Raw genomic sequence first — 19,569 nt, forward strand, 5'->3', positions numbered from 1 at the left:
TTGGCCGCCACGGGAGCGGCCGAATCGGGGGATTGTAGGACGGGCCGCGGCCCGCCGGACGATCCGGCGTGGCGGGCCGAAACCCGCCTGGCGTGATGGCTTATTCGAACCAGTGCTTGCGCGCTTCCATGATCAGGGCCGCCGCGCGTTCCTCGCCGACGTCCTCGATGTCGGCGATTTCGTCGGTGGCCATCTCGGCCAGGTCCTCGCGGGTGCGCACGCCGCGTTCGGCAAGCGCGTAGGCGGTGGCTTCGTCCATGCCTTCCAGCGTCAGCAGGTCTTCGGCCGGCTGGTGTTCCTCCAGGCCTTCCTCGACCGCCAGCGCGTCGTTGAGCAGCGCATCGCGGGCGCGGGACCTCAATTCCTCGACGATGTCCTCGTCGAAGCCCTCGACCGCCAGCAGCTCGCCGACCGGCACGTAGGCGATTTCCTCGACCGTGCTGAAGCCCTCGGCCACCAGGATGCCGGCGATTTCCTCGTCGACTTCCAGCTTGTCCATGAACAGCTGGCGCGCCGCGGCCTGCTCGGCCTCGGACTTGGCCTGCACCTGGTCGGCGGTCATCACGTTGAGCTGCCAGCCGGACAGGCGGCTGGCCAGGCGCACGTTCTGGCCGCCGCGGCCGATCGCCTGCGCCAGCTTGTCCTCGGCGACGGCCAGGTCCATCGAGTGCTTGTCCTCGTCGACGATGATCGACTGCACTTCCGCCGGCGCCATCGCGTTGATCACGAACTGCGCGGCGTTGTCGCTCCACAGCACGATGTCGACGCGCTCGCCGTTCAGCTCGTTGGTCACCGCCTGCACGCGCGAACCGCGCATGCCGATGCAGGCGCCGATCGGATCGGTGCGGTTGTCGTGCGCCAGCACCGCGATCTTGGCGCGGTCGCCCGGGTCGCGCGCGCAGGCCATGATCGAGACCAGGCCCTGGCCGACTTCCGGCACCTCAAGCTTGAACAGCTCCATCATGAATTCCGGGGCGGCGCGGCTGATGAACAGCTGCGGGCCGCGCGGCTCGGAACGCACGTCGAACAGGTAGCCGCGGACGCGGTCGCCGGTGCGCAGCACGTCGCGCGGGATGCCCTTGTCCTTCGGGATGATCGCCTCGGCATTGCCGCCCAGGTCGACGAAGATGTTGCCGCGCTCGACGCGCTTGACCACGCCGGTCACCAGCTCGCCGACGCGGTCCTTCCAGGCGTCGACGACCTGCGCGCGTTCGGCCTCGCGCACGCGCTGCACGATCACCTGCTTGGCGGCCTGCGCGGCGATGCGGCCGAAATCCGGGTTCTCGATCTGCTCTTCGATGTAGTCGCCGACCTCGGCCTCGTCGCTCTCGTCGATCGCGTCCATCAGGCGCACCTGGCGGTCCGGCGATTCCATCACCACGTCGTCGGCGACGACTTCCCAGCGGCGGAAGGTCTCGTAGCTGCCGTCCTTCGGATCGATCGCCACGCGCACCAGCACGTCCTGCTCGGCATAGCGCTTCTTCGCCGCCGAGGCCAGCGCCGCTTCGATCGCCTCGAGGATCACCGACTCCGGCACGCCCTTCTCGGCCGCGACCGCATCGACGACCAGCAACAGTTCCTTGCTCATTTCCGCTTACTCCGCACTTGACGGCTCATCGGCCGACGGCTTGTTGGTGAGGTTCTTGTTCGTGGTGTTCTTCGCCGGGGGCTTCTGGCCCGCGGTTTTCCTCTGCTTGCCCGGGCGCGCATCGCGCCCGGACTTGTCCATTGCCGGCGCCAGGCCCAGCGCCACCCAGTCGGGCACCAGCCTGGCCTTGTCGATGTTCGCCGCATCGACTTCGAACTCGGCGTTGTCGATGGCGAACACGATGGCCGGGCCATCCACGCGCAGGATCGCGCCCTGGAAGCGGCGGCGCCCGTCCTGCGGCAGCTTCAGGGTGACCTTGGCGGTCTGGCCGGCGAAGCGGGCGAACTGCGCGGCGCCGAACAGCGGGCGGTCCAGCCCCGGCGAGGACACTTCCAGGGTGTAGTTGCCGCTGATCGGATCCTCGACGTCGAGCTGGGCGGAGACCTCGCGGCTGACCGCCTCGCACTCCTCGATGCCGACGCCGCGGGCTTCGCTTTCGGCCGCGGGCACGTCGATGTAGAGGCGCACGGTGGCGCCGCCCGGTGCGGGCAGGTACTCGATGCCGAGCAGCTCCAGCCCCAGCGATTCCACCGTGGGCGAAAGCAGTGCGGCGATTTCGGCGGCCTTGTCGGTCACGTTGTGTCCAGATCTCGGAAGCAGGAACGAAAAAACGGAATCCCGGAAACGAAAAAGGGCCCGATGGGCCCTTGTCCGATGACGCTGGATTGCGAAACCCGGAAGCAACGGATTTCGCGAGCCCAAGCCCCGGCGATGAATCGGATCGTGCATCCATCGCAGATAAGCATGGTAGCGGGGGCAGGATTTGAACCTGCGACCTTCGGGTTATGAGCCCGACGAGCTGCCAGACTGCTCCACCCCGCAGCAGAAGCGGAATTATGTTGCCTGCGAAGATTCTTTGCAAGCCTTGGCTTGCGAAGTTTCGCAACTGCCGTTCAGGCGAAGGCGCGCTGGCACCACGCCATCAGCGGACTCCAGAACAGGCCGAACGCCAACAGGCCCAGCGCATTGACGCCGAACACCACCTGCAGAACGCGGTCGTCGCGCGGGCCGACGGCATCGCCCGAGGGTTCGTCGAAATACATCGCCTTGATCACGCGCAGGTAGTAGAACGCACCGATCACCGCGCACACGATGCCGACGATGGCCAGCCACAGCATGCCGCCTTCCAGCGCGGCGCGCAGCACCGCCAGCTTCGACCAGAAGCCGAGGAACGGCGGCACGCCGGCCAGCGAGGCCATCACGCACAGCACCAGGCCGGCGGTCCACGGATCGCGCGCGTTGAGGCCCTTGAAGTCGTCGATCTTGTCCGCCTCGAAGCCGCGGCGCGAGAGCACGATGATCGCGCCGAACGCGGCGGCGGCCATGATCGCGTAGCTCAGCGCGTAGAACATCGCGGCGGCATAGCCCTGCGCGCCGCCGCCGGCCAGGCCCATGAACAGGAAGCCGACGTGGGACACGGTGGAATACGCCAGCATGCGCTTGAGGTTGGTCTGCGCCAGCGCGACCAGGTTGCCGACCACCAGCGACAGCGCGGCCAGGCCGGCCAGCATCGGATGCCAGTAGTCGCCCAGCGGCGCGGCGCCGACTTCGAGCAGGCGCATCGCCATCGCGAACGCGGCCAGCTTCGGCGCGGAACCGATGAACAGGGTGATCGGGGTCGGCGCGCCGTGGTACACGTCGGGCAACCACATGTGGAACGGCGCCGCGCCGAACTTGAAGGCGATGCCGGCGACCATGAACGCCACGCCCGTGAGCAGCATCGCCGGCTGCGCGGCCAGCGGCGCGTTGGCGCTGATCGTGGCCAGGTCGATGCTGCCGGTCGCGCCGTACACCAGCGACATGCCGTACAGCAGCATGCCCGAGGCCAGCGCGCCCAGCACGAAGTACTTCATCGCCGCTTCCGAGGCGAGCGGGCTGTCGCGGTCGATCGCCACCAGCGCGTACGAGCACAACGCCAGCATCTCCAGCCCCAGGTAGACCATCACCAGGCTGCCTGCGGAGATCAGCAGCATCATGCCGGCCGCCGCGAACATCACCAGCACCGGCACCTCGCCCTTGTACAGGCCGCGCTCGCGCAGGTAGGGCCAGGCGTAGACCAGCGCGATCGCGGACACCAGGCACACGCCGGTCTTCAGCACGTCGGCCATGTTGTCGCGGATGAACATGCCGGACAGCACCGTGCCCTGCCCGCCCGTGCCGGCGACCAGCAGCACGCCGACCAGCACCAGGCTGGCGATCGCCAACGCATGGGTGAGCGCGCGCCGCTTCTCGTCGAGGAACAGGTCGAGCAGCAGCAGCGCGAACGCGGCGCCGACCAGCGCCAGCTCCGGGAGCAGCGGCAGGAGTTCGGTGGCGGACGGCATCGGGAGGGTGGCCTGCATGGTCTGTTGCACCTTAGAGCTTGGTCGCGGCGAGCTGGCCCGCCAGTTGCGCGATGGACGGCTCCATCAGGTCGGTCAGCGGCTTCGGCCACACGCCGATCAGCAGGGTGCCGACGGCGAACACGCCGAGCACGATCCATTCGCGCATGTTGATGTCCTCGAGTTCGGCGACGTGGGCATTGCCGACATCGCCCCAGATCACCCGCTTGGTCAGCCACAGGGTGTAGCCGGCGCCGATGATCAGGGTGAAGGCCGCGGCGAACGCGATCAGCGGATTGGCCTGGAACGCGGCCAGGATCACCATGAACTCGCCGACGAAGCCGCTGGTGCCCGGCAGGCCCGAATTCGCCATCGCGAACAGCACCCAGAACATCGCGAACCACGGCATCGCATTGGCGACCCCGCCGTAGTCCCTGATCATGCGGCTGTGCATGCGGTCGTAGAGCACGCCGACGCAGGAGAACATCGCGCCGGAGATGAAGCCGTGGCTGATCATCTGCACCATCGCCCCCTGCATGCCCAGGCGGGCGGCATCGGCATTGCCGGCATCGCGCACCAGCGCAAAGGCGATGAAGGTGCCGAGGGTGACGAAGCCCATGTGCGAGACCGACGAATAGGCGATCAGCTTCTTCATGTCCTCCTGCACCAGCGCCACCAGGCCGACGTACACCACCGCGATCAGCGACAGCGCGATCACCAGCCAGGCGTAGTGGTGGCCGGCGTCCGGCACGATCGGCAGGACGAAGCGGATGAAGCCGTAACCGCCGATCTTCAGCATGATCGCGGCCAGGATCACCGAACCGCCGGTCGGCGCCTCGACGTGCGCGTCCGGCAACCAGGTGTGGACCGGGAACATCGGCACCTTGACCGCGAAGGCGACCAGGAAGGCAAAGAACAGCCAGGTCTGCTCGGCCATCGTCAGCGGCAGCGCGGCCATGTCGGCCAGCTGCCAGCTGCCGCCCTTCAGGTACAGGTAGACCAGCCCGACCAGCATGAACACCGAGCCGAGGAAGGTGTACAGGAAGAACTTGACCGAGGCGTACACCCGGCGCGGGCCGCCCCACACGCCGATGATGATGAACATCGGGATCAGCATGCCCTCGAAGAACACGTAGAACAGCAGCGCATCCAGCGCGCTGAACACGCCGATCATCAGCCCCTCGAGGATCAGGAACGCGGCGTAGTACTGGCTGACGCGCTTGTCGATCGCGCCCCAGGCGCCGACCAGCACCAGCACCGTGGTCAGCGTGGTCAGGCCGATCAGGGCGATCGAGATGCCGTCCGCGCCGAGGTGGTACTGGATGTCGTAGGCCGGGATCCACGCCTTCTGCTCGACGAACTGCATGGCCGCGTTGCCGAGGTCGAAGCCGGCGAACAGCGGGATGCTGGCGAGGAAGGTGGCCAACGCGAAGGCCAGCGCGATCCAGCGCGCCGCCTGCGGGCGGGCGTTGCCCGCCATCATGGTGAACACGCCGCCGAGGATCGGCAGCCAGACCAGGAGACTGAGAAGAGGCAATTGCATCACGCTTGGGATTCCATCCAGTCGGTCGGGCTTACAGCCAGTAGTGGTTGGCCAGCGCCAGCAGCGCGACCAGGCCCAGGATCATGGCGAAGGCGTAGTGGTACAGGTAGCCGGACTGCAGCTTGCGGAGCATGCCCGCGGCCAGGCCGACCGCGCCGGCGCTGCCGTTGACCGCCACGCCGTCGATCACCTTGCTGTCGAACAGCCGCGACAGCTTGCCCAGGCCGACGCCGCCGGCGGCGAAACCGCCGATCCACAGGTCGTCCATCCAGTACTTGTTCTCCAGCACCTTGATCGGCCAGGCCAGGGTGCGGGTGATGCCCGCGCGCCATTCCGGCTTGACCATGTACAGCAGGGTGGCGAGGAAGAAGCCCATCAACGCGAGGAAGAAGGCCGGCGCGCTGAAGCCGTGCAGGGCGAACTTGACCGGGCCGTGGAATTCCTCGGCCAGCTTGGCGATCACGTCGTTCTCCTTGAGCACCTCGATCGCGCCGAGGAAGAACGGCAGCTGCTTCTCGTGGCCCAGCATGTCGGTGCCGAACAACATCGGGCCGACGGTCAGGAAGCCGACCAGGATCGACGGGATCGCCAGCAGCACCAGCGGCAGGGTCACCACCCACGGGCTTTCGTGCGGCTCGTGCGCGCCATGGCCGTGGCCGTCGTGGTGCGCATCGTGGTGGTCGTCGTGGGCATGCGCGTCGCCGTGGTGCGCGTCGTCATGCGCATGCGCGTGGCGGAAGCGTTCTTCGCCGAAGAAGGTCAGGTACAGCAGGCGGAAGCTGTAGAAGCTGGTGACGAACGCGCCCAGCAGCACCGCCCAGTGCGCGTACTGCGCGACCCAGTCCAGGTGCTCGTGCGCATGCTCGCCGACCGCCTCGATGATGGTGTCCTTCGAGTAGAAGCCGCTGAAGAACGGCGTGCCGACCAGCGCCAGGGTGCCGATCCACATGGTCAGGTGGGTGATCGGCATGTACTTGCGCAGGCCGCCCATCTTGCGCATGTCCTGCTCGTGGTGCATGCCGATGATCACGCTGCCCGCGCCGAGGAACAGCAGCGCCTTGAAGAAGGCATGGGTCATCAGGTGGTAGACCGCCGCCGAGTAGGCGGACACGCCCAGCGCCACGGTCATGTAGCCGAGCTGCGACAGGGTCGAATACGCGACCACGCGCTTGATGTCGTTCTGCACCATGCCGATCAGGCCGGTCCAGAACGCGGTGGTGGCGCCGATGAACAGGATGAAGTTGAGCGCCGCCGGCGACATCTCGAACAGCGGCGACATGCGCGCCACCATGAAGATGCCGGCGGTCACCATGGTCGCCGCATGGATCAGCGCGGAGATCGGGGTCGGGCCCTCCATCGAGTCCGGCAGCCACACGTGCAGCGGCACCTGCGCCGACTTGCCCATCGCGCCGATGAACAGGCAGACGCAGATCAGGGTCGGGATCGACCATTCGTGGCCGCCGATGATCGTCACCGTGGCGTCGCGGATGGTCGGCGCGTTGGCGAACGCGGTGGCGTAGTCCAGGGTGCCGATCCAGTACAGCACGCCGGCGATGCCGAGCAGGAAGCCGAAGTCGCCGACGCGGTTGACCAGGAACGCCTTGAGGTTGGCGAAGATCGCGCTGGGCCGCTTGAACCAGAAGCCGATCAGCAGGTACGAGACCAGGCCCACCGCCTCCCAGCCGAAGAACAGCTGCAGGAAGTTGTTGCTCATCACCAGCATCAGCATGCTGAAGGTGAACAGCGAGATGTAGCTGAAGAAGCGCTGGTAGCCGTCGTCCTCGGCCATGTAGCCGATGGTGTAGACGTGCACCAGCAGCGAGACGAAGGTGACCACCACCATCATCATCGCGGTCAGCTTGTCGACCATGAAGCCGACATGCGCCGAGTACTTGCCGACCTCGAAGAAGGTATAGACGTTCTCGTTGAACGGCGCCGCGCCCTGCAGCAGCTGCCACATCACCCAGCACGACAGCGCGCAGCTGGCGGCCACGCCGAGGATGGTGGCGCTGTGCGCGCCGACGCGGCCGACCTTGCGGCCGAACAGGCCGGCGATGCAGCTGCCCAGCAAGGGCAACAGCACGATCAGCAGCAGGTGGGTTTTCGAAATCACCATGCCATCAGCCCTTCAACGTATCGATGTCCGCCACGTCGATGGTGCGGCGGTTGCGGAACAGGGTGACCAGGATCGCCAGGCCGATCGCGGATTCGGCGGCGGCCACGGTCAGGATGAAGAACACGAACACCTGGCCGGCGGCATCGCCCAGCGAACGCGAGAACGCGACGAAGTTGATGTTCACCGCCAGCAGCATCAGCTCCAGCGACATCAGCAGCATGATCACGTTCTTCCGGTTGAGGAAGATGCCGGCCACGCTGATGCAGAACAGCACCGCGCCGAGCGCCAGGTAGTGGCCCAGGGTCAGGGCGGCGAAGATATTGGGCATGTCGCTCACGGCGCGGCCTCCCCTTCGGTTGCAAGCGGCTCGGGTTTGACGGCGTCCATCTTGACCATGCGCATGCGGTCGGCGGCCTTGACCCGCGACTGCGCCGACGGATCCTGGTGCTTGGTGCCGCCGCGACGGCGCAGGGTCAGCATCACCGCCGCGACCACCGCCACGGTCAGGATCACCGCGGCGACTTCGAACGGCAGCATGAACTGGGTGAACAGCGCATGCGCCAGCCAGGTGGTGTTGGGCACATCGCTGGCGACCGCTGCGTTCTCCGCCAGCGGCATCTGCGCCGCGGCCTTGACCCCGATCAGGGCCAGGATCTGCGCCAGCATCACCAGCGCCACGATCAATCCGACCGGCAGGTAGCGCACATAGCCCTCGCGCAGCGGCGCCAGGTCGACGTCCAGCATCATCACCACGAACAGGAACAGCACCATCACCGCGCCGACGTAGACCAGCACCAGCGCGATGCCGAGGAACTCGGCGCCGCCGACGATCCAGGTGCAGGCCACCGAGAAGAAGGTCAGCACCAGCCACAGCGCGGCGTGCACCGGGTTGCGCGCGGCGATCGTGGCCAGCGCCGCGATGGCGGCGGTGGCGGCGAAGCCGAGGAAGGCGAGCGTTGCGAAATCGAAATTCATGCGGTCCTCGGCCTCAGCGGAACGGCGCGTCTGCGGCGCGGCGCTCGGCGATTTCCGCCTCGAGCCTGTCGCCGATGGCCAGCAGCTGCGGCTTGGTCATGATGTTCTGGCCGCGCTTGTCGAAGTGGTATTCGTGGATATGCGTCTCGACGATCGAGTCCACCGGGCAGGATTCCTCGCAGAACCCGCAGAAGATGCACTTGAACAGGTCGATGTCGTAGCGCGTGGTGCGGCGGGTGCCGTCGCCGCGCTGCTCCGAGTCGATGGTGATCGCCAGCGCGGGGCACACCGCCTCGCACAGCTTGCAGGCGATGCAGCGCTCCTCGCCGTTCGGGTAGCGGCGCAGCGCGTGCAGGCCGCGGAAGCGCGGCGACTGCGGGGTCTTCTCCATCGGGTACATCAGCGTGTACTTCGGACGGAACAGGTACTTCAGGGTCAGCCACAGGCCGCCGGCGAGTTCCAGCAGCAGCAGGCTCTTGAAGTAGGAAACGATGCGACTCATGCGCTTACTGCCCCGCCTGGATGACGCCGAAGTACACCAGCAGCGCGGTCACGAAGATCCACGCGATGGTGATCGGGATGAAGACCTTCCAGCCCAGCCGCATGATCTGGTCGTAGCGGTAGCGCGGGAAGCTGGCACGGAACCAGATGAAGCAGCTGGCGAAGAAGAACACCTTCGCGAGCAGCCACCACCAGCCGTCGACGGACAGCAGCGGGATGTCCCAGCCGTGGAACGGGCTCAGCCAGCCGCCGAGGAAGAAGATCGAGGTCAGGAAGCTGACCAGGATCATGTTGGCGTACTCGGCCAGGAAGAACAGCGCGAACTGCGAGCCGGAATATTCGACCATGTGGCCGGCGACGATTTCCGATTCGCCTTCCACCACGTCGAACGGCGCGCGGTTGGTCTCGGCCACGCCGGAGATGAAATACACCACGAACAGCGGCAGCAGCGGCACCCAGAACCATTCCAGGAACCCGGCGTTGCCGGCCTGCGCCATCACGATGTCGGTCAGGTTCAGGCTGCCGGCGGCGATCAGCACGCCGACCAGGGCGAAGCCCATCGCGATCTCGTAGCTCACCACCTGCGCGGCGGCGCGCATCGCGCCGAGGAAGGCGTACTTCGAGTTCGACGCCCAGCCGGCGAGGATCACGCCGTACACGCCCAGCGAAGTCATCGCCAGCAGGTACAGCAGGCCGGCATTGGCGTTCGACAGCACCACCTGCGCATCGAACGGCACCACCGCCCAGGCGGCGAATGCCGGCACCAGCGCGATCAGCGGCGCCAGCCGGAACAGGAACGGATGCGCCACGGTCGGCTGCACCACTTCCTTGAACAGCAGCTTGAACACGTCGGCGAAGGCCTGGAGGATGCCCTTGCCGACGTACATCGGCCCGTGGCGGACGTGCATCCAGCCGATCAGCTTGCGTTCCCACACCACGTAGAACGCCACGCTCACGATCACCGGCACCGCGATGGCGAGGATCTTCAGCACGATCCACGCCAGCATGCCGAGGGTGCCGAACGACAGCAGGCCATCGCGCAGCGGATCGATCACGTTGGTCATCAATGGATTGATCATGCGCGGACGACCTCCACCTTGGCCGAGGCGGCAAGCGGCGCGGTCGCGCCGTAACCGGATTCGATCCACACGCAGCCCGGCGCCACGCGATCGTCGACGACCACCTGCAGGGTGCCGGTACCGACACCGTTGCCGAGCTTGGCCATCGCGCCTTCGGCCAGGCCGGCGGCGGTGGCGTCGATGGCGTTCAGCACCACCCGCGCACCGGTGGTGAGCGGATGCACCTGCAGCGCCTGCGCTCGGCGAACCACCGCATCGCCGCGGTAGATCGCCTGCGACACGGCCACTTCAAGGCCGTTGCCGCCCTGCACCGCCGGCTTGCCCGGCGCAGCCAGGATCGCCTTGGGCGAGATCCCGGCGCGGAGGCCGGCGAGATCGGTGAACTCGAAGCCCGGCAGCGACAGTTCGGTCGCCAGCGCGCGCAGCACGCGCCAGCCCGGACGCGCCTGGCCCGGCAGCTTGCCGGCCACCGCGGTGGACTGCGCCCTGCCTTCCAGGTTGGTCAGCGTCGCCTCGATTTCCGGCAGCGCGCCGATCGGCAGGATCACGTCGGCCACCCGGCGGGTGCTCTCGCAGGCGAACTGGCTGAACGCCACCACCTGCGCGTTGCCCAGCGCCTTCAGCGCGGCATGCTGGTCGGCGAAATCCAGGCCCGGCTCGATGCCGTAGATCATGTACGCCGAACGCTGCTCGCGCAGCATCGATTGCGCATCGCGCGAGGTCGGCAACACCCCATGCTTCGACAGGCCCAGCGCGTTCGCGCCCTGCGGGATGCGGCACAGCTTCGCGTTCTTCGCCGCGGCGAAGTCGGCGACGGCCTGGCGGATGGCCGCGGCATGCGCCGAGTTCTCGGCGACGGCACCGACGATCACCGCTACATTAGCGGCATCGCCCAGGTCGACCTGCGCCAGCGCCGATACCAGCTGCGACGGCGGCACGATCCGCTTCGACGCGGTCACGAACGCGAAGTCGAAATCGACCGGGTTGACCACGTGGATCTTGGCGCCGCGGCGCGCGGCCTTGCGCAGGCGCTGGTGCAGCAGCGGCACTTCGTAACGGATGTTGGAGCCGACGACGACGATGGCCTGCGCCTGTTCCAGCTCGGCGACCGGCATCGCGAAGGCTGCGGCCTGCGCGCCGTCGGACAGGTCGAGCTGGCCGATGCGGTGGTCGAGGTTGCCGGTGCCCAGCGCGTCGGCGAGGCGCGCCAGCAGCGCGCCCTCCTCGTTCGAGGTCGACGGATGCACCAGGATGCCGAGGTCGTCGGCGGCGTTGTCGCGCAGGATGTGCGCGGCCTTGGCCAGCGCTTCGTCCCACGAGGCTTCGCGGAAACCGTCGCCGTCGCGGACCAGCGGCACGTGGGCGCGATCCTCGGCGTACAGGCCTTCATGCGCGTAGCGGTCGCGATCCGAGATCCAGCACTCGTTCACCGGTTCGTTATCGCGCGGCACGCTGCGCAGGATCTCGCCGCGGCGCACGTGGTGGAACAGGTTGCTGCCCAGCGCGTCGTGGTAGCCCAGCGACGGCTTGGCGGTCAGTTCCCACGGACGCGCCTTGAAGCGGAACACCTTGTTGGTGAGCGCGCCGACCGGGCAGACGTCGATCACGTTGCCGGACAGCTCGGTGGTCAGCGGCTTGCCGTCGAAGGTGCCGATCTGCAGGTTCTCGCCGCGCTGCATGCCGCCGAGCTCGTAGGTGCCGGCGATGTCCGCGGTGAAGCGCACGCAGCGCGTGCACTGGATGCAGCGGGTCATGTCGCTGGCGACCAGCGGGCCCATGTCCTCGTCGGCGACGACGCGCTTGCGCTCGACGAAGCGGCTGACCGAACGGCCGTAGCCCAGCGACAGGTCCTGCAGTTCGCACTCGCCGCCCTGATCGCAGATCGGGCAGTCCAGCGGGTGGTTGATCAGCAGGAATTCCATCACGTTGCGCTGCGACTTCAAGGCCTTGTCGCTGCGGGTGGCGATCTTCATGCCGTCCATCACCGGGGTGGCGCAGGCCGGCGCCGGCTTCGGCATCTTCTCGACCTCGACCAGGCACATGCGGCAATTGGCCGCGATCGGCAGCTTGTCGTGGTAGCAGAAACGCGGGATCGGGATGCCGGCCTTGTCGGCGGCCTGGATGATCATCGAGCCCTTCGGCGCGGCCAGTTCGTTGCCGTCGATGAAGACGGTGACGTGGTCGGGCGGCAGGTTCGGATTGACCGGGGACGGAGGCGTGCTCATGCCGCGACCTCCACCTTCTGCACCAGGGTGCCGGCGCGCTGGTCGTCGACGTAGAAGCGCTTGTTCACGATGGCGTATTCGAATTCGTGCCAGAAATGACGCAGGAAGCCCTGCACCGGCCATGCCGCGGCTTCGCCGAACGCGCAGATGGTGTGGCCTTCGATCTGCCCGGCGGCGGCGCGCAGCATCTGCAGGTCGTCGAGGGTGGCCTCGAACTTGCAGATGCGATCGAGCATGCGGTGCATCCAGCCGGTGCCTTCGCGGCACGGCGTGCACTGGCCGCAGGATTCGGCGTAATAGAAGCGCGAGATGCGGCGGCAGGCGCGCACCATGCAGGTGGTTTCGTCCATCACGATGACCGCGCCGGAGCCCAGGCCGGAACCGGCCTTCTGGATGCTGTCGTAGTCCATCGTGCAGGCCAGCATCGTGTCCGCCGGCAGCACCGGCATCGACGAACCGCCGGGAATCACGCCCTTCAGCTTGTGGCCGTTGCGCACGCCGCCGGCCATCGCCAGCAGGTCGGCGAACGAGGTGCCCAGGCGGATCTCGTAGTTGCCCGGCTTGTTGACGTGGCCGGACACCGAGAAGATCTTCGGGCCGCCGTTGTTCGGCTTGCCGAGATTCGCGAACCATTCCGCGCCATTGCGCACGATCGCCGGCACCGAGGCATAGGTCTCGGTGTTGTTGATCGTGGTCGGCTTGCCGTACAGGCCGAAGTTGGCCGGGAACGGCGGCTTGTAGCGCGGCTGGCCCTTCTTGCCTTCCAGCGATTCCATCAGCGCGGTTTCCTCGCCGCAGATGTAGGCGCCGGCGCCGAGCGCGTTGTACAGGTCGATGTCGACCCCGCTGCCCAGCACGTTCTTGCCCAGCCAGCCGTTCGCGTAGGCCTCGCGGGTGGCTTCTTCCAGGTGTTCGAACGGCTCGTGGTGGAACTCGCCGCGCAGGTAGTTGTACGCAACCGTCGAACCGGTGGCGTAGCAGGCGATCGCCATGCCCTCGATCACCGCATGCGGGTTGTAGCGCAGGATGTCGCGGTCCTTCGCCGTGCCCGGCTCGGATTCGTCCGAGTTGCACAGGATGTACTTCTGCCCCGGACCCTTCGGCATGAAACTCCACTTCAGGCCGGTCGGGAAGCCCGCGCCGCCACGGCCGCGCAGGCCGGAGGCCTTGACCATCTCGACCACCGCCGCCGGCTCGATCTTCTCCTCGAGGATCTTGCGCAGCGCGCTGTAGCCGCCGGTCTTCAGGTAGTTCTCGTACGACCACGGCTTGTCGAAATGCAGCGTGGTGTAGACCACGCTGTGCTCCGACGGCGCCGGGCCGACCGGGCCGTAGCCCTCGGAATAGTGGCTGTGTCCGCCCATTACTTCAGCCCGTCCAGCAGCTCGTCCACCTTCGCGGCGTCGAGCTTCTCGTGGTAATGCCCGTTGATCACCACCACCGGCGCGCCGCAGCACGCGGCCACGCATTCTTCCTCGCGCTTGAGGTAGATGCGGCCATCGGCGGTGGAACCGCCCAGCTTGCAGCCCAGCTTCTTCTCGGCGTGCGCCACCAGGTCCTCGGCGCCGTTCAACCAGCAGCTGATGTTGGTGCAGAAGGCGACGTTGTTGCGGCCGACCTTCTCGGTCTCGAACATCGAGTAGAACGTCGCCACTTCGTAGGCCCACACCGGCGGCAGGTCCAGGTACTTGGCCACCGCGGCGATCAGCTCGTCGCTCAGCCAGCCCCCGTTCTGCTCCTGCGCGGCGTGCAGGCCCTGCAGCACGGCGGAACGCTTGCGGTCGGCCGGGAACTTGGCCAGCCAGTGGTCGATATGCGCACGCGTCTCACCCGACAGCACCACCATCGGGTCGACGTTGCGGCAGGCCTCGAAATTGCCCGTCGCCTTCATCGATCAACCTCACCAAACACGATGTCATAGGTGCCGATCATGGCCACCACGTCGGCCAGCATGTGGCCCTTCACGATCTCGTCCATCGACGACAAGTGCGCGAAACCGGGCGCACGCAGGTGGCAGCGGAACGGCTTGTTGGCGCCGTCGCTGACCAGGTAGCAGCCGAATTCGCCCTTCGGCGCTTCCACCGCGGCATAGGTCTCGCCGGCGGGGACGCTGTAGCCTTCGGAGAACAGCTTGAAGTGATGGATGAGGGCTTCCATGTCGTCCTTCATCGCTTCACGCGACGGCGGCGACACCTTGTAGTTGTCCAGCATCACCGGCCCCGGGTTGGCCTTCAGCCAACGCACGCACTGCTCGATGATGCGGGTGGACTGGCGCATCTCGGCGATGCGCACCAGGTAGCGGTCGTAGCAGTCGCCCTCGACGCCGACCGGGATGTCGAAGTCGACTTCGGCGTACTTCGCGTAGGGCTGCTTCTTGCGCAGGTCCCAGGCCACGCCGGAGCCGCGCAGCATCGGGCCGGTCATGCCCCAGGCCATCGCCTGTTCCGGCGGGATCACGCCGATGCCGACCGTGCGCTGCTTCCAGATGCGGTTGTCGGTGAGCAGGGTTTCGTACTCGTCGACGCGCTTCGGGAAGTCCGCGCAGAAGTGCTCGAGGTAATCCAGCAGCGAGCCTTCGCGCCAGGAGTTGAAGCGCTTGAGCTTCTGTCCCTTGCGCCACGGCGATTCCTTGTACTGCGGCATCTTCGCCGGCAGGTCGCGGTAGACGCCGCCCGGGCGGTAGTAGGTCGCGTGCATGCGCGCGCCGCTGACGGCTTCATAGCAGTCCATCAGCTCTTCGCGTTCGCGGAAGGCGTACAGGAACACCGCCATCGCGCCGAGGTCGAGCGCATTCGAACCCACCCACATCAGGTGGTTCAGGATGCGGGTGATCTCGTCGAACATGGTGCGGATCCACTGCGCGCGTTCCGGCGCCTCGATCCCCATCAGTCGTTCGATCGCGAGCACGTAGGCATGCTCGTTGCACATCATCGACACGTAGTCCAGGCGATCCATGTAGCCGATCGACTGGTTGAACGGCTTGGACTCGGCCAGCTTCTCGGTGCCGCGATGCAGCAGGCCGATATGCGGGTCGGCGCGGCGGATCACTTCGCCGTCCATTTCCAGGATCAGGCGCAGCACGCCGTGCGCGGCCGGATGCTGCGGGCCGAAGTTCAGCGTGTAGTTGCGGATTTCCTGCTGGGTTTCGCCGGCATTGCTGGCGAAGAGATTGCTGGTCGGCACGGCGCTCATCGACGGCCCTCCCGCTCCAGGATCTTGCTGCCGCGCTCGCCGCTGGCGGTAGCGAAGCGGGCGTCGTCGCGGACCACGCGCGGCACGCCGACGCGCGGCTCGACCGAGGTCACCGGCTCGTACACCACGCGCTTCTTCTCGGCGTCGTAGCGCACTTCGACATTGCCGATCAGCGGGAAGTCCTTGCGGAACGGATGGCCGACGAAGCCGTAGTCGGTCAGGATCCGGCGCAGGTCCGGATGGCCTTCGAAGATGATGCCGAACAGGTCGAAGGCTTCGCGTTCGAACCAGTTCGCGCCCGGCCAGACGTGCACCAGCGACGGCACCACCGGCAGGCTGTTGTCGGCGGCGAAGCAGCGCACGCGCAGGCGCAGGTTGCGCTTGACCGACAGCAGGTGGAGGACCGCGGCAAAACGCTTGCCCTGGATGTCGGCGTCCGGCGCATCGGTGCCGGGCTGGGCGACCTCGTGGCTGGGCTGCTCGCCCCACTTGAAGCGGCCCGGGCCCTTGCCTTCCACGCCGCGGCTGAAGCCGGTGTTGGACACGTCTTCGGTGTCCCACTCGTCCTTGCCGTAACCCATGTAGTCGACGCCGCACAGGTCGATGAAGGTGTCGAAGCCGAAGTCGTCGCGCAACGCCGTGCAGGCGGCCAGCCAGTCGCTCGCCGCGACTTCCAGCGTCACTTCGCCGCGCGGCTGCGCGACCTGCACCGCGGCCTCGCCGAAGCGCGCCGCCAGTTCGTTCGCGAAATTCCCCATGGGAGCCGTACTCATGCGCGTGCGCCCTCGGCGCGCTCGCCGCCGGCGAACGGGTTCTGCTCCATCCGGCGGATCTTCTTCTGCAACTGCAGGATGCCGTAGACCAGCGCTTCGGCGGTCGGCGGGCAGCCCGGGACGTACACGTCGACCGGGACCACGCGGTCGCAGCCGCGGACCACGGAATAGGAATAGTGGTAGTAGCCGCCGCCGTTGGCGCAGCTGCCCATCGAGATCACCCACTTCGGGTCGGGCATCTGGTCGTAGACCTTGCGCAGCGCCGGGGCCATCTTGTTGCACAGGGTGCCGGCCACGATCATCACGTCGGACTGGCGCGGCGACGGGCGGAACACCACGCCGTAGCGGTCCAGGTCGAGGCGCGCGGCGCCGGCGTGCATCATCTCGACCGCGCAGCAGGCCAGGCCGAAGGTCATCGGCCACATCGAGCCGGTGCGCGCCCAGTTCCACAGCGCGTCCATGCTGGTGGTGACGAAGCCGTTCTGCAGCAGCGGGTTGTCGCCTTCCGGGCGCAGGATGTCGTCCAGCCGGCCTTCCGGCAGCGGGTTGTGCATCAGCCCGGAAACGGTGTCCATCACTCCCATTCCAGGGCTCCCTTCTTCCACACGTAGATGAAACCGATCAGCAGCAGGGCCAGGAACACGCCCATCTCGACCAGGCCGAATACCCCCAGCTCGCGGAATACCAGCGCCCACGGGAAGACGAAGGCGATTTCCAGGTCGAACACGATGAACAGGATCGCGACCAGGTAGTAGCGCACGTCGAACTGGCCGCGCGCGTTCTCGAACGCGCCGAAGCCGCATTCGTACGGCGACAGCTTCTCGGCGCTGGGGCGCTTGGGGCCAAGGACGTTGCCGACGATGATCAGGGCGATGCCGATACCGGTGGCGACGATCAGGAACAGCAGGGTTGGCAAGTATTCGGCCAGCACGCGTGCCTCGTTGTTCTTGTGGGGCTAGCCGGCACGAAGCCGCTCGCTTATCCGTAATAGTGTAGCCGGGCCGGGTCGGGCGCGGCCATACCCGGGTGCATTCGCCCGGATGAAATCGTGGCCAGTCGCGGCTTCAGCCGCCTTCCAGCGCTTCCCAGCGCGCGTAGGCGTCATCCAGCTGCCGCTGTGCGGCCGCCAGCGCGGCATTGTCGGCGGTCACCGCCGCGGCATCGCGCTGGAAATACCCGGGCTCGGCCATCTTCGCGGTGAAACCGGCGATCTGCGCTTCCAGCGCCTCGATCCGCCCGGGCAACTCCTCCAGCTCGCGCTGGGCCTTGAAACTCAGCTTGGGCTTGGATGCCGATGGCGGCGCGGGGGTGGCCGGAGTGGCGGCCTGCGCCGCCTGCGGCTTCGACGGCGCCGCGACAACGGCAGCGGCATCCCGCTGGCGCAGCCAGTCGCTGTAGCCGCCCACGTATTCGCCGATGCGGCCCTCGCCTTCCATCACGATGGTCGAAGTCACCACGTTGTCGAGGAAGTCGCGGTCGTGGCTGACCAGCAGCAGGGTGCCGGGATAGTCGGCCAGCAATTCCTCGAGCAGTTCGAGGGTTTCGACGTCGAGGTCGTTGGTCGGTTCGTCCATCACCAGCAGGTTGGACGGCTGCGCGAACAGCCGCGCCAGCAGCAGGCGGTTGCGTTCGCCGCCGGACAGGCGGGTGATCGGCGCACGGGCGCGTTCCGGGGTGAACAGGAAATCCTGCAGGTAGCCGATGATGTGCTTCTGCCTGCCGCCGACCTCGACGAACTCGCGGCCTTCGGCCACGTTCTCGATGGCGTTCCAATCCTCGCGCAGGGTGGCGCGGTACTGGTCGAAATAGGCCACCTGCAGCTGGGTGCCCTGCTTCACTTCGCCCGCTTGCGGCTGCAGCTCGCCCAGCAACAGCTTCAACAACGTGGTCTTGCCGCTGCCGTTGGGGCCGACCAGGCCGATGCGGTCGCCGCGCAGAATCGTCGTCGAAAAATCACGGACGAGCACCTTGTCGCCATGGGCAAACGACACGTCCTTGGCCTCGATCACCTTCTTGCCGGACTCACCGGCCTGGGCGGTAGCCATCTTCACGTTGCCGGTCTGCGCGCGGCGCTCGGCGCGTTCGACCCGCATCGCCTTCAGCCGGCGCACGCGGCCTTCATCGCGCGTCCGGCGGGCCTTGATGCCCTGCCGGATCCACACTTCCTCCTGCGCCAGCAGCTTGTCGAAGCGGGCGTTTTCCTGCGCTTCGGCGTTCAGCCGCTCTTCCTTGCGGCGCACGTAGTTGTCCCAGTCGCCGGGCCAGCTGGTGAGCTGGCCGCGGTCGATCTCGACGATGCGGGTGGCCAGCGCGCGCAGGAAGCGGCGGTCGTGGGTGACGAACAGCAGCGCCCCGCTCCACTGCTTGAGGAAGCCTTCCAGCCAGTCGATGGCGGCGATGTCGAGGTGGTTGGTGGGCTCGTCCAGCAGCAGCAGGTCGGGCTGCGAGACCAGCGCGCGCGCCAGCAGCACCCGCCGCTTCATGCCGCCGGACAGCCGGCCGAAATCGGCATCGCCATCCAGCCCCAGCCGTTCCAGGGTCTCGATCACCCGCTGGTCCAGCGACCAGCCGTTGGCGGCCTCGATCTTGGCCTGCACTTCGGCCAACGCGTCCATGTCGATGGGCTCGGCATGGATCAGGTGGTGGTAATGCGCCAGCTGCGCGCCGAGTTCGCCCAGGCCGGCTGCGACCACGTCGAACACGCTGCCCGCCGCATCCAGCGGGACTTCCTGCTCCAGCCGGGCGACACGACGGCCGCCTTCGACCCGGATCTCGCCGTCGTCCGGCCTGAGTTCGCCGGACAGCAGTTTCATCAGGGTGGATTTGCCGGCGCCATTGCGGCCGATCAGGGCGATCCGCTCGCCGGGTTCGATGGCAAGGTCGACGTGTTGCAGCAGCAAGGGCCCGCCGACGCTGTAGTCGACGCCCTGCAAGGTGATCAAAGGCATCCGCGCATTGTACGTGCCGGCGTCATCGCACACCCATCCGATCGACCGTTCCCGTCCACTCGCGGTCGCGGTAGGCTTGCGCCAGGCACACCCCAACCACACGACCGGAGAGCGCCATGAGCAAGGGCATGGACCAGAAGAAGAACGAGAAGAAGAAGCCGGAAAAGTCGCTGAAGGAAAAGCGCGCGGCCAAGAAGGAAAAGAAGGGCAAGTAAGCCCCGACCGGCGCCGGGACCAGAATCCCGGCG

At 67.1% G+C, this 19,569-nt stretch carries 17 protein-coding genes and 1 tRNA gene; all 18 read right to left on the reverse strand.

Translation table 11 applies throughout. The features are described 5' to 3' along the window. Positions 1–100 precede the first annotated feature (100 nt). Positions 101–1,588, reverse strand: a complete 1,488-nt coding sequence (gene nusA, locus FHQ07_RS01850) for a transcription termination factor NusA (RefSeq protein ID WP_139715077.1) — start codon at positions 1,586–1,588, stop codon at positions 101–103. Positions 1,589–1,594: 6 nt separating this feature from the next. Further along, entirely contained in the window at positions 1,595–2,224 is a 630-nt protein-coding gene (gene rimP, locus FHQ07_RS01855; RefSeq protein ID WP_139715078.1) for a ribosome maturation factor RimP, read from the reverse strand. 169 nt (positions 2,225–2,393) lie between these two features. After that, positions 2,394–2,470 (reverse strand) — tRNA-Met (locus tag FHQ07_RS01860). A 71-nt stretch (positions 2,471–2,541) separates the two neighbouring features. After that, the gene (gene nuoN / locus FHQ07_RS01865) at positions 2,542–3,990 is read right to left on the reverse strand and encodes an NADH-quinone oxidoreductase subunit NuoN (RefSeq protein ID WP_139715079.1); all 1,449 of its coding nucleotides are present in this window, start codon (positions 3,988–3,990) and stop codon (positions 2,542–2,544) included. Positions 3,991–4,003: 13 nt separating this feature from the next. Next, positions 4,004–5,515: an NADH-quinone oxidoreductase subunit M gene (locus FHQ07_RS01870; RefSeq protein ID WP_139715080.1), complete on the reverse strand. Its 1,512-nt coding sequence runs from the start codon at positions 5,513–5,515 to the stop codon at positions 4,004–4,006. A 28-nt stretch (positions 5,516–5,543) separates the two neighbouring features. Beyond that, positions 5,544–7,628, reverse strand: coding sequence for an NADH-quinone oxidoreductase subunit L (gene nuoL / locus FHQ07_RS01875; protein ID WP_139715081.1), 2,085 nt, complete (start codon positions 7,626–7,628; stop codon positions 5,544–5,546). 4 nt (positions 7,629–7,632) lie between these two features. Further along, positions 7,633–7,956: an NADH-quinone oxidoreductase subunit NuoK gene (gene nuoK, locus FHQ07_RS01880; RefSeq protein ID WP_139717833.1), complete on the reverse strand. Its 324-nt coding sequence runs from the start codon at positions 7,954–7,956 to the stop codon at positions 7,633–7,635. A gap of 5 nt (positions 7,957–7,961) precedes the next feature. Continuing rightward, positions 7,962–8,603, reverse strand: a complete 642-nt coding sequence (locus FHQ07_RS01885; RefSeq protein ID WP_139715082.1) for an NADH-quinone oxidoreductase subunit J — start codon at positions 8,601–8,603, stop codon at positions 7,962–7,964. Positions 8,604–8,616: 13 nt separating this feature from the next. Next, positions 8,617–9,105 carry an NADH-quinone oxidoreductase subunit NuoI gene (gene nuoI / locus FHQ07_RS01890; protein WP_139715083.1) on the reverse strand — a complete coding sequence of 163 codons (489 nt, stop codon included), beginning with the start codon at positions 9,103–9,105 and terminating at the stop codon, positions 8,617–8,619. A 4-nt stretch (positions 9,106–9,109) separates the two neighbouring features. Further along, positions 9,110–10,180 (reverse strand): NADH-quinone oxidoreductase subunit NuoH, encoded by a 1,071-nt coding sequence (gene nuoH, locus FHQ07_RS01895; RefSeq protein ID WP_139717834.1) that lies wholly within the window; start codon positions 10,178–10,180, stop codon positions 9,110–9,112. Further along, positions 10,180–12,408, reverse strand: coding sequence for an NADH-quinone oxidoreductase subunit NuoG (gene nuoG / locus FHQ07_RS01900; protein ID WP_139715084.1), 2,229 nt, complete (start codon positions 12,406–12,408; stop codon positions 10,180–10,182). Before nuoG ends, nuoH begins: the two co-directional genes overlap by 1 nt. Further along, positions 12,405–13,772, reverse strand: coding sequence for an NADH-quinone oxidoreductase subunit NuoF (gene nuoF / locus FHQ07_RS01905; protein ID WP_139715085.1), 1,368 nt, complete (start codon positions 13,770–13,772; stop codon positions 12,405–12,407). The genes nuoG and nuoF overlap by 4 nt, the downstream gene beginning before the upstream one ends. Then, positions 13,772–14,299: an NADH-quinone oxidoreductase subunit NuoE gene (gene nuoE / locus FHQ07_RS01910; RefSeq protein ID WP_139715086.1), complete on the reverse strand. Its 528-nt coding sequence runs from the start codon at positions 14,297–14,299 to the stop codon at positions 13,772–13,774. Before nuoE ends, nuoF begins: the two co-directional genes overlap by 1 nt. Beyond that, on the reverse strand, positions 14,296–15,600 hold the full coding sequence (locus tag FHQ07_RS01915; RefSeq protein ID WP_139715087.1) for an NADH-quinone oxidoreductase subunit D: 1,305 nt from the start codon (positions 15,598–15,600) through the stop codon (positions 14,296–14,298). The genes nuoE and FHQ07_RS01915 overlap by 4 nt, the downstream gene beginning before the upstream one ends. Next, a complete protein-coding gene (locus FHQ07_RS01920) occupies positions 15,597–16,358 on the reverse strand; it encodes an NADH-quinone oxidoreductase subunit C (RefSeq protein ID WP_425476934.1) in 762 nt (253 codons plus the stop codon). Before FHQ07_RS01920 ends, FHQ07_RS01915 begins: the two co-directional genes overlap by 4 nt. A gap of 11 nt (positions 16,359–16,369) precedes the next feature. Next, entirely contained in the window at positions 16,370–16,957 is a 588-nt protein-coding gene (locus FHQ07_RS01925; protein ID WP_139715089.1) for a NuoB/complex I 20 kDa subunit family protein, read from the reverse strand. Next, positions 16,948–17,304, reverse strand: coding sequence for an NADH-quinone oxidoreductase subunit A (locus tag FHQ07_RS01930; protein WP_139715090.1), 357 nt, complete (start codon positions 17,302–17,304; stop codon positions 16,948–16,950). The genes FHQ07_RS01925 and FHQ07_RS01930 overlap by 10 nt, the downstream gene beginning before the upstream one ends. Positions 17,305–17,437: 133 nt before the next feature. After that, the gene (locus tag FHQ07_RS01935; RefSeq protein WP_139715091.1) at positions 17,438–19,321 is read right to left on the reverse strand and encodes an ATP-binding cassette domain-containing protein; all 1,884 of its coding nucleotides are present in this window, start codon (positions 19,319–19,321) and stop codon (positions 17,438–17,440) included. Positions 19,322–19,569: the final 248 nt, after the last annotated feature.

Origin of the sequence: Thermomonas aquatica (genome assembly GCF_006337105.1) — a bacterium.
Classification (GTDB): Bacteria; Pseudomonadota; Gammaproteobacteria; order Xanthomonadales; family Xanthomonadaceae; genus Thermomonas; species Thermomonas aquatica.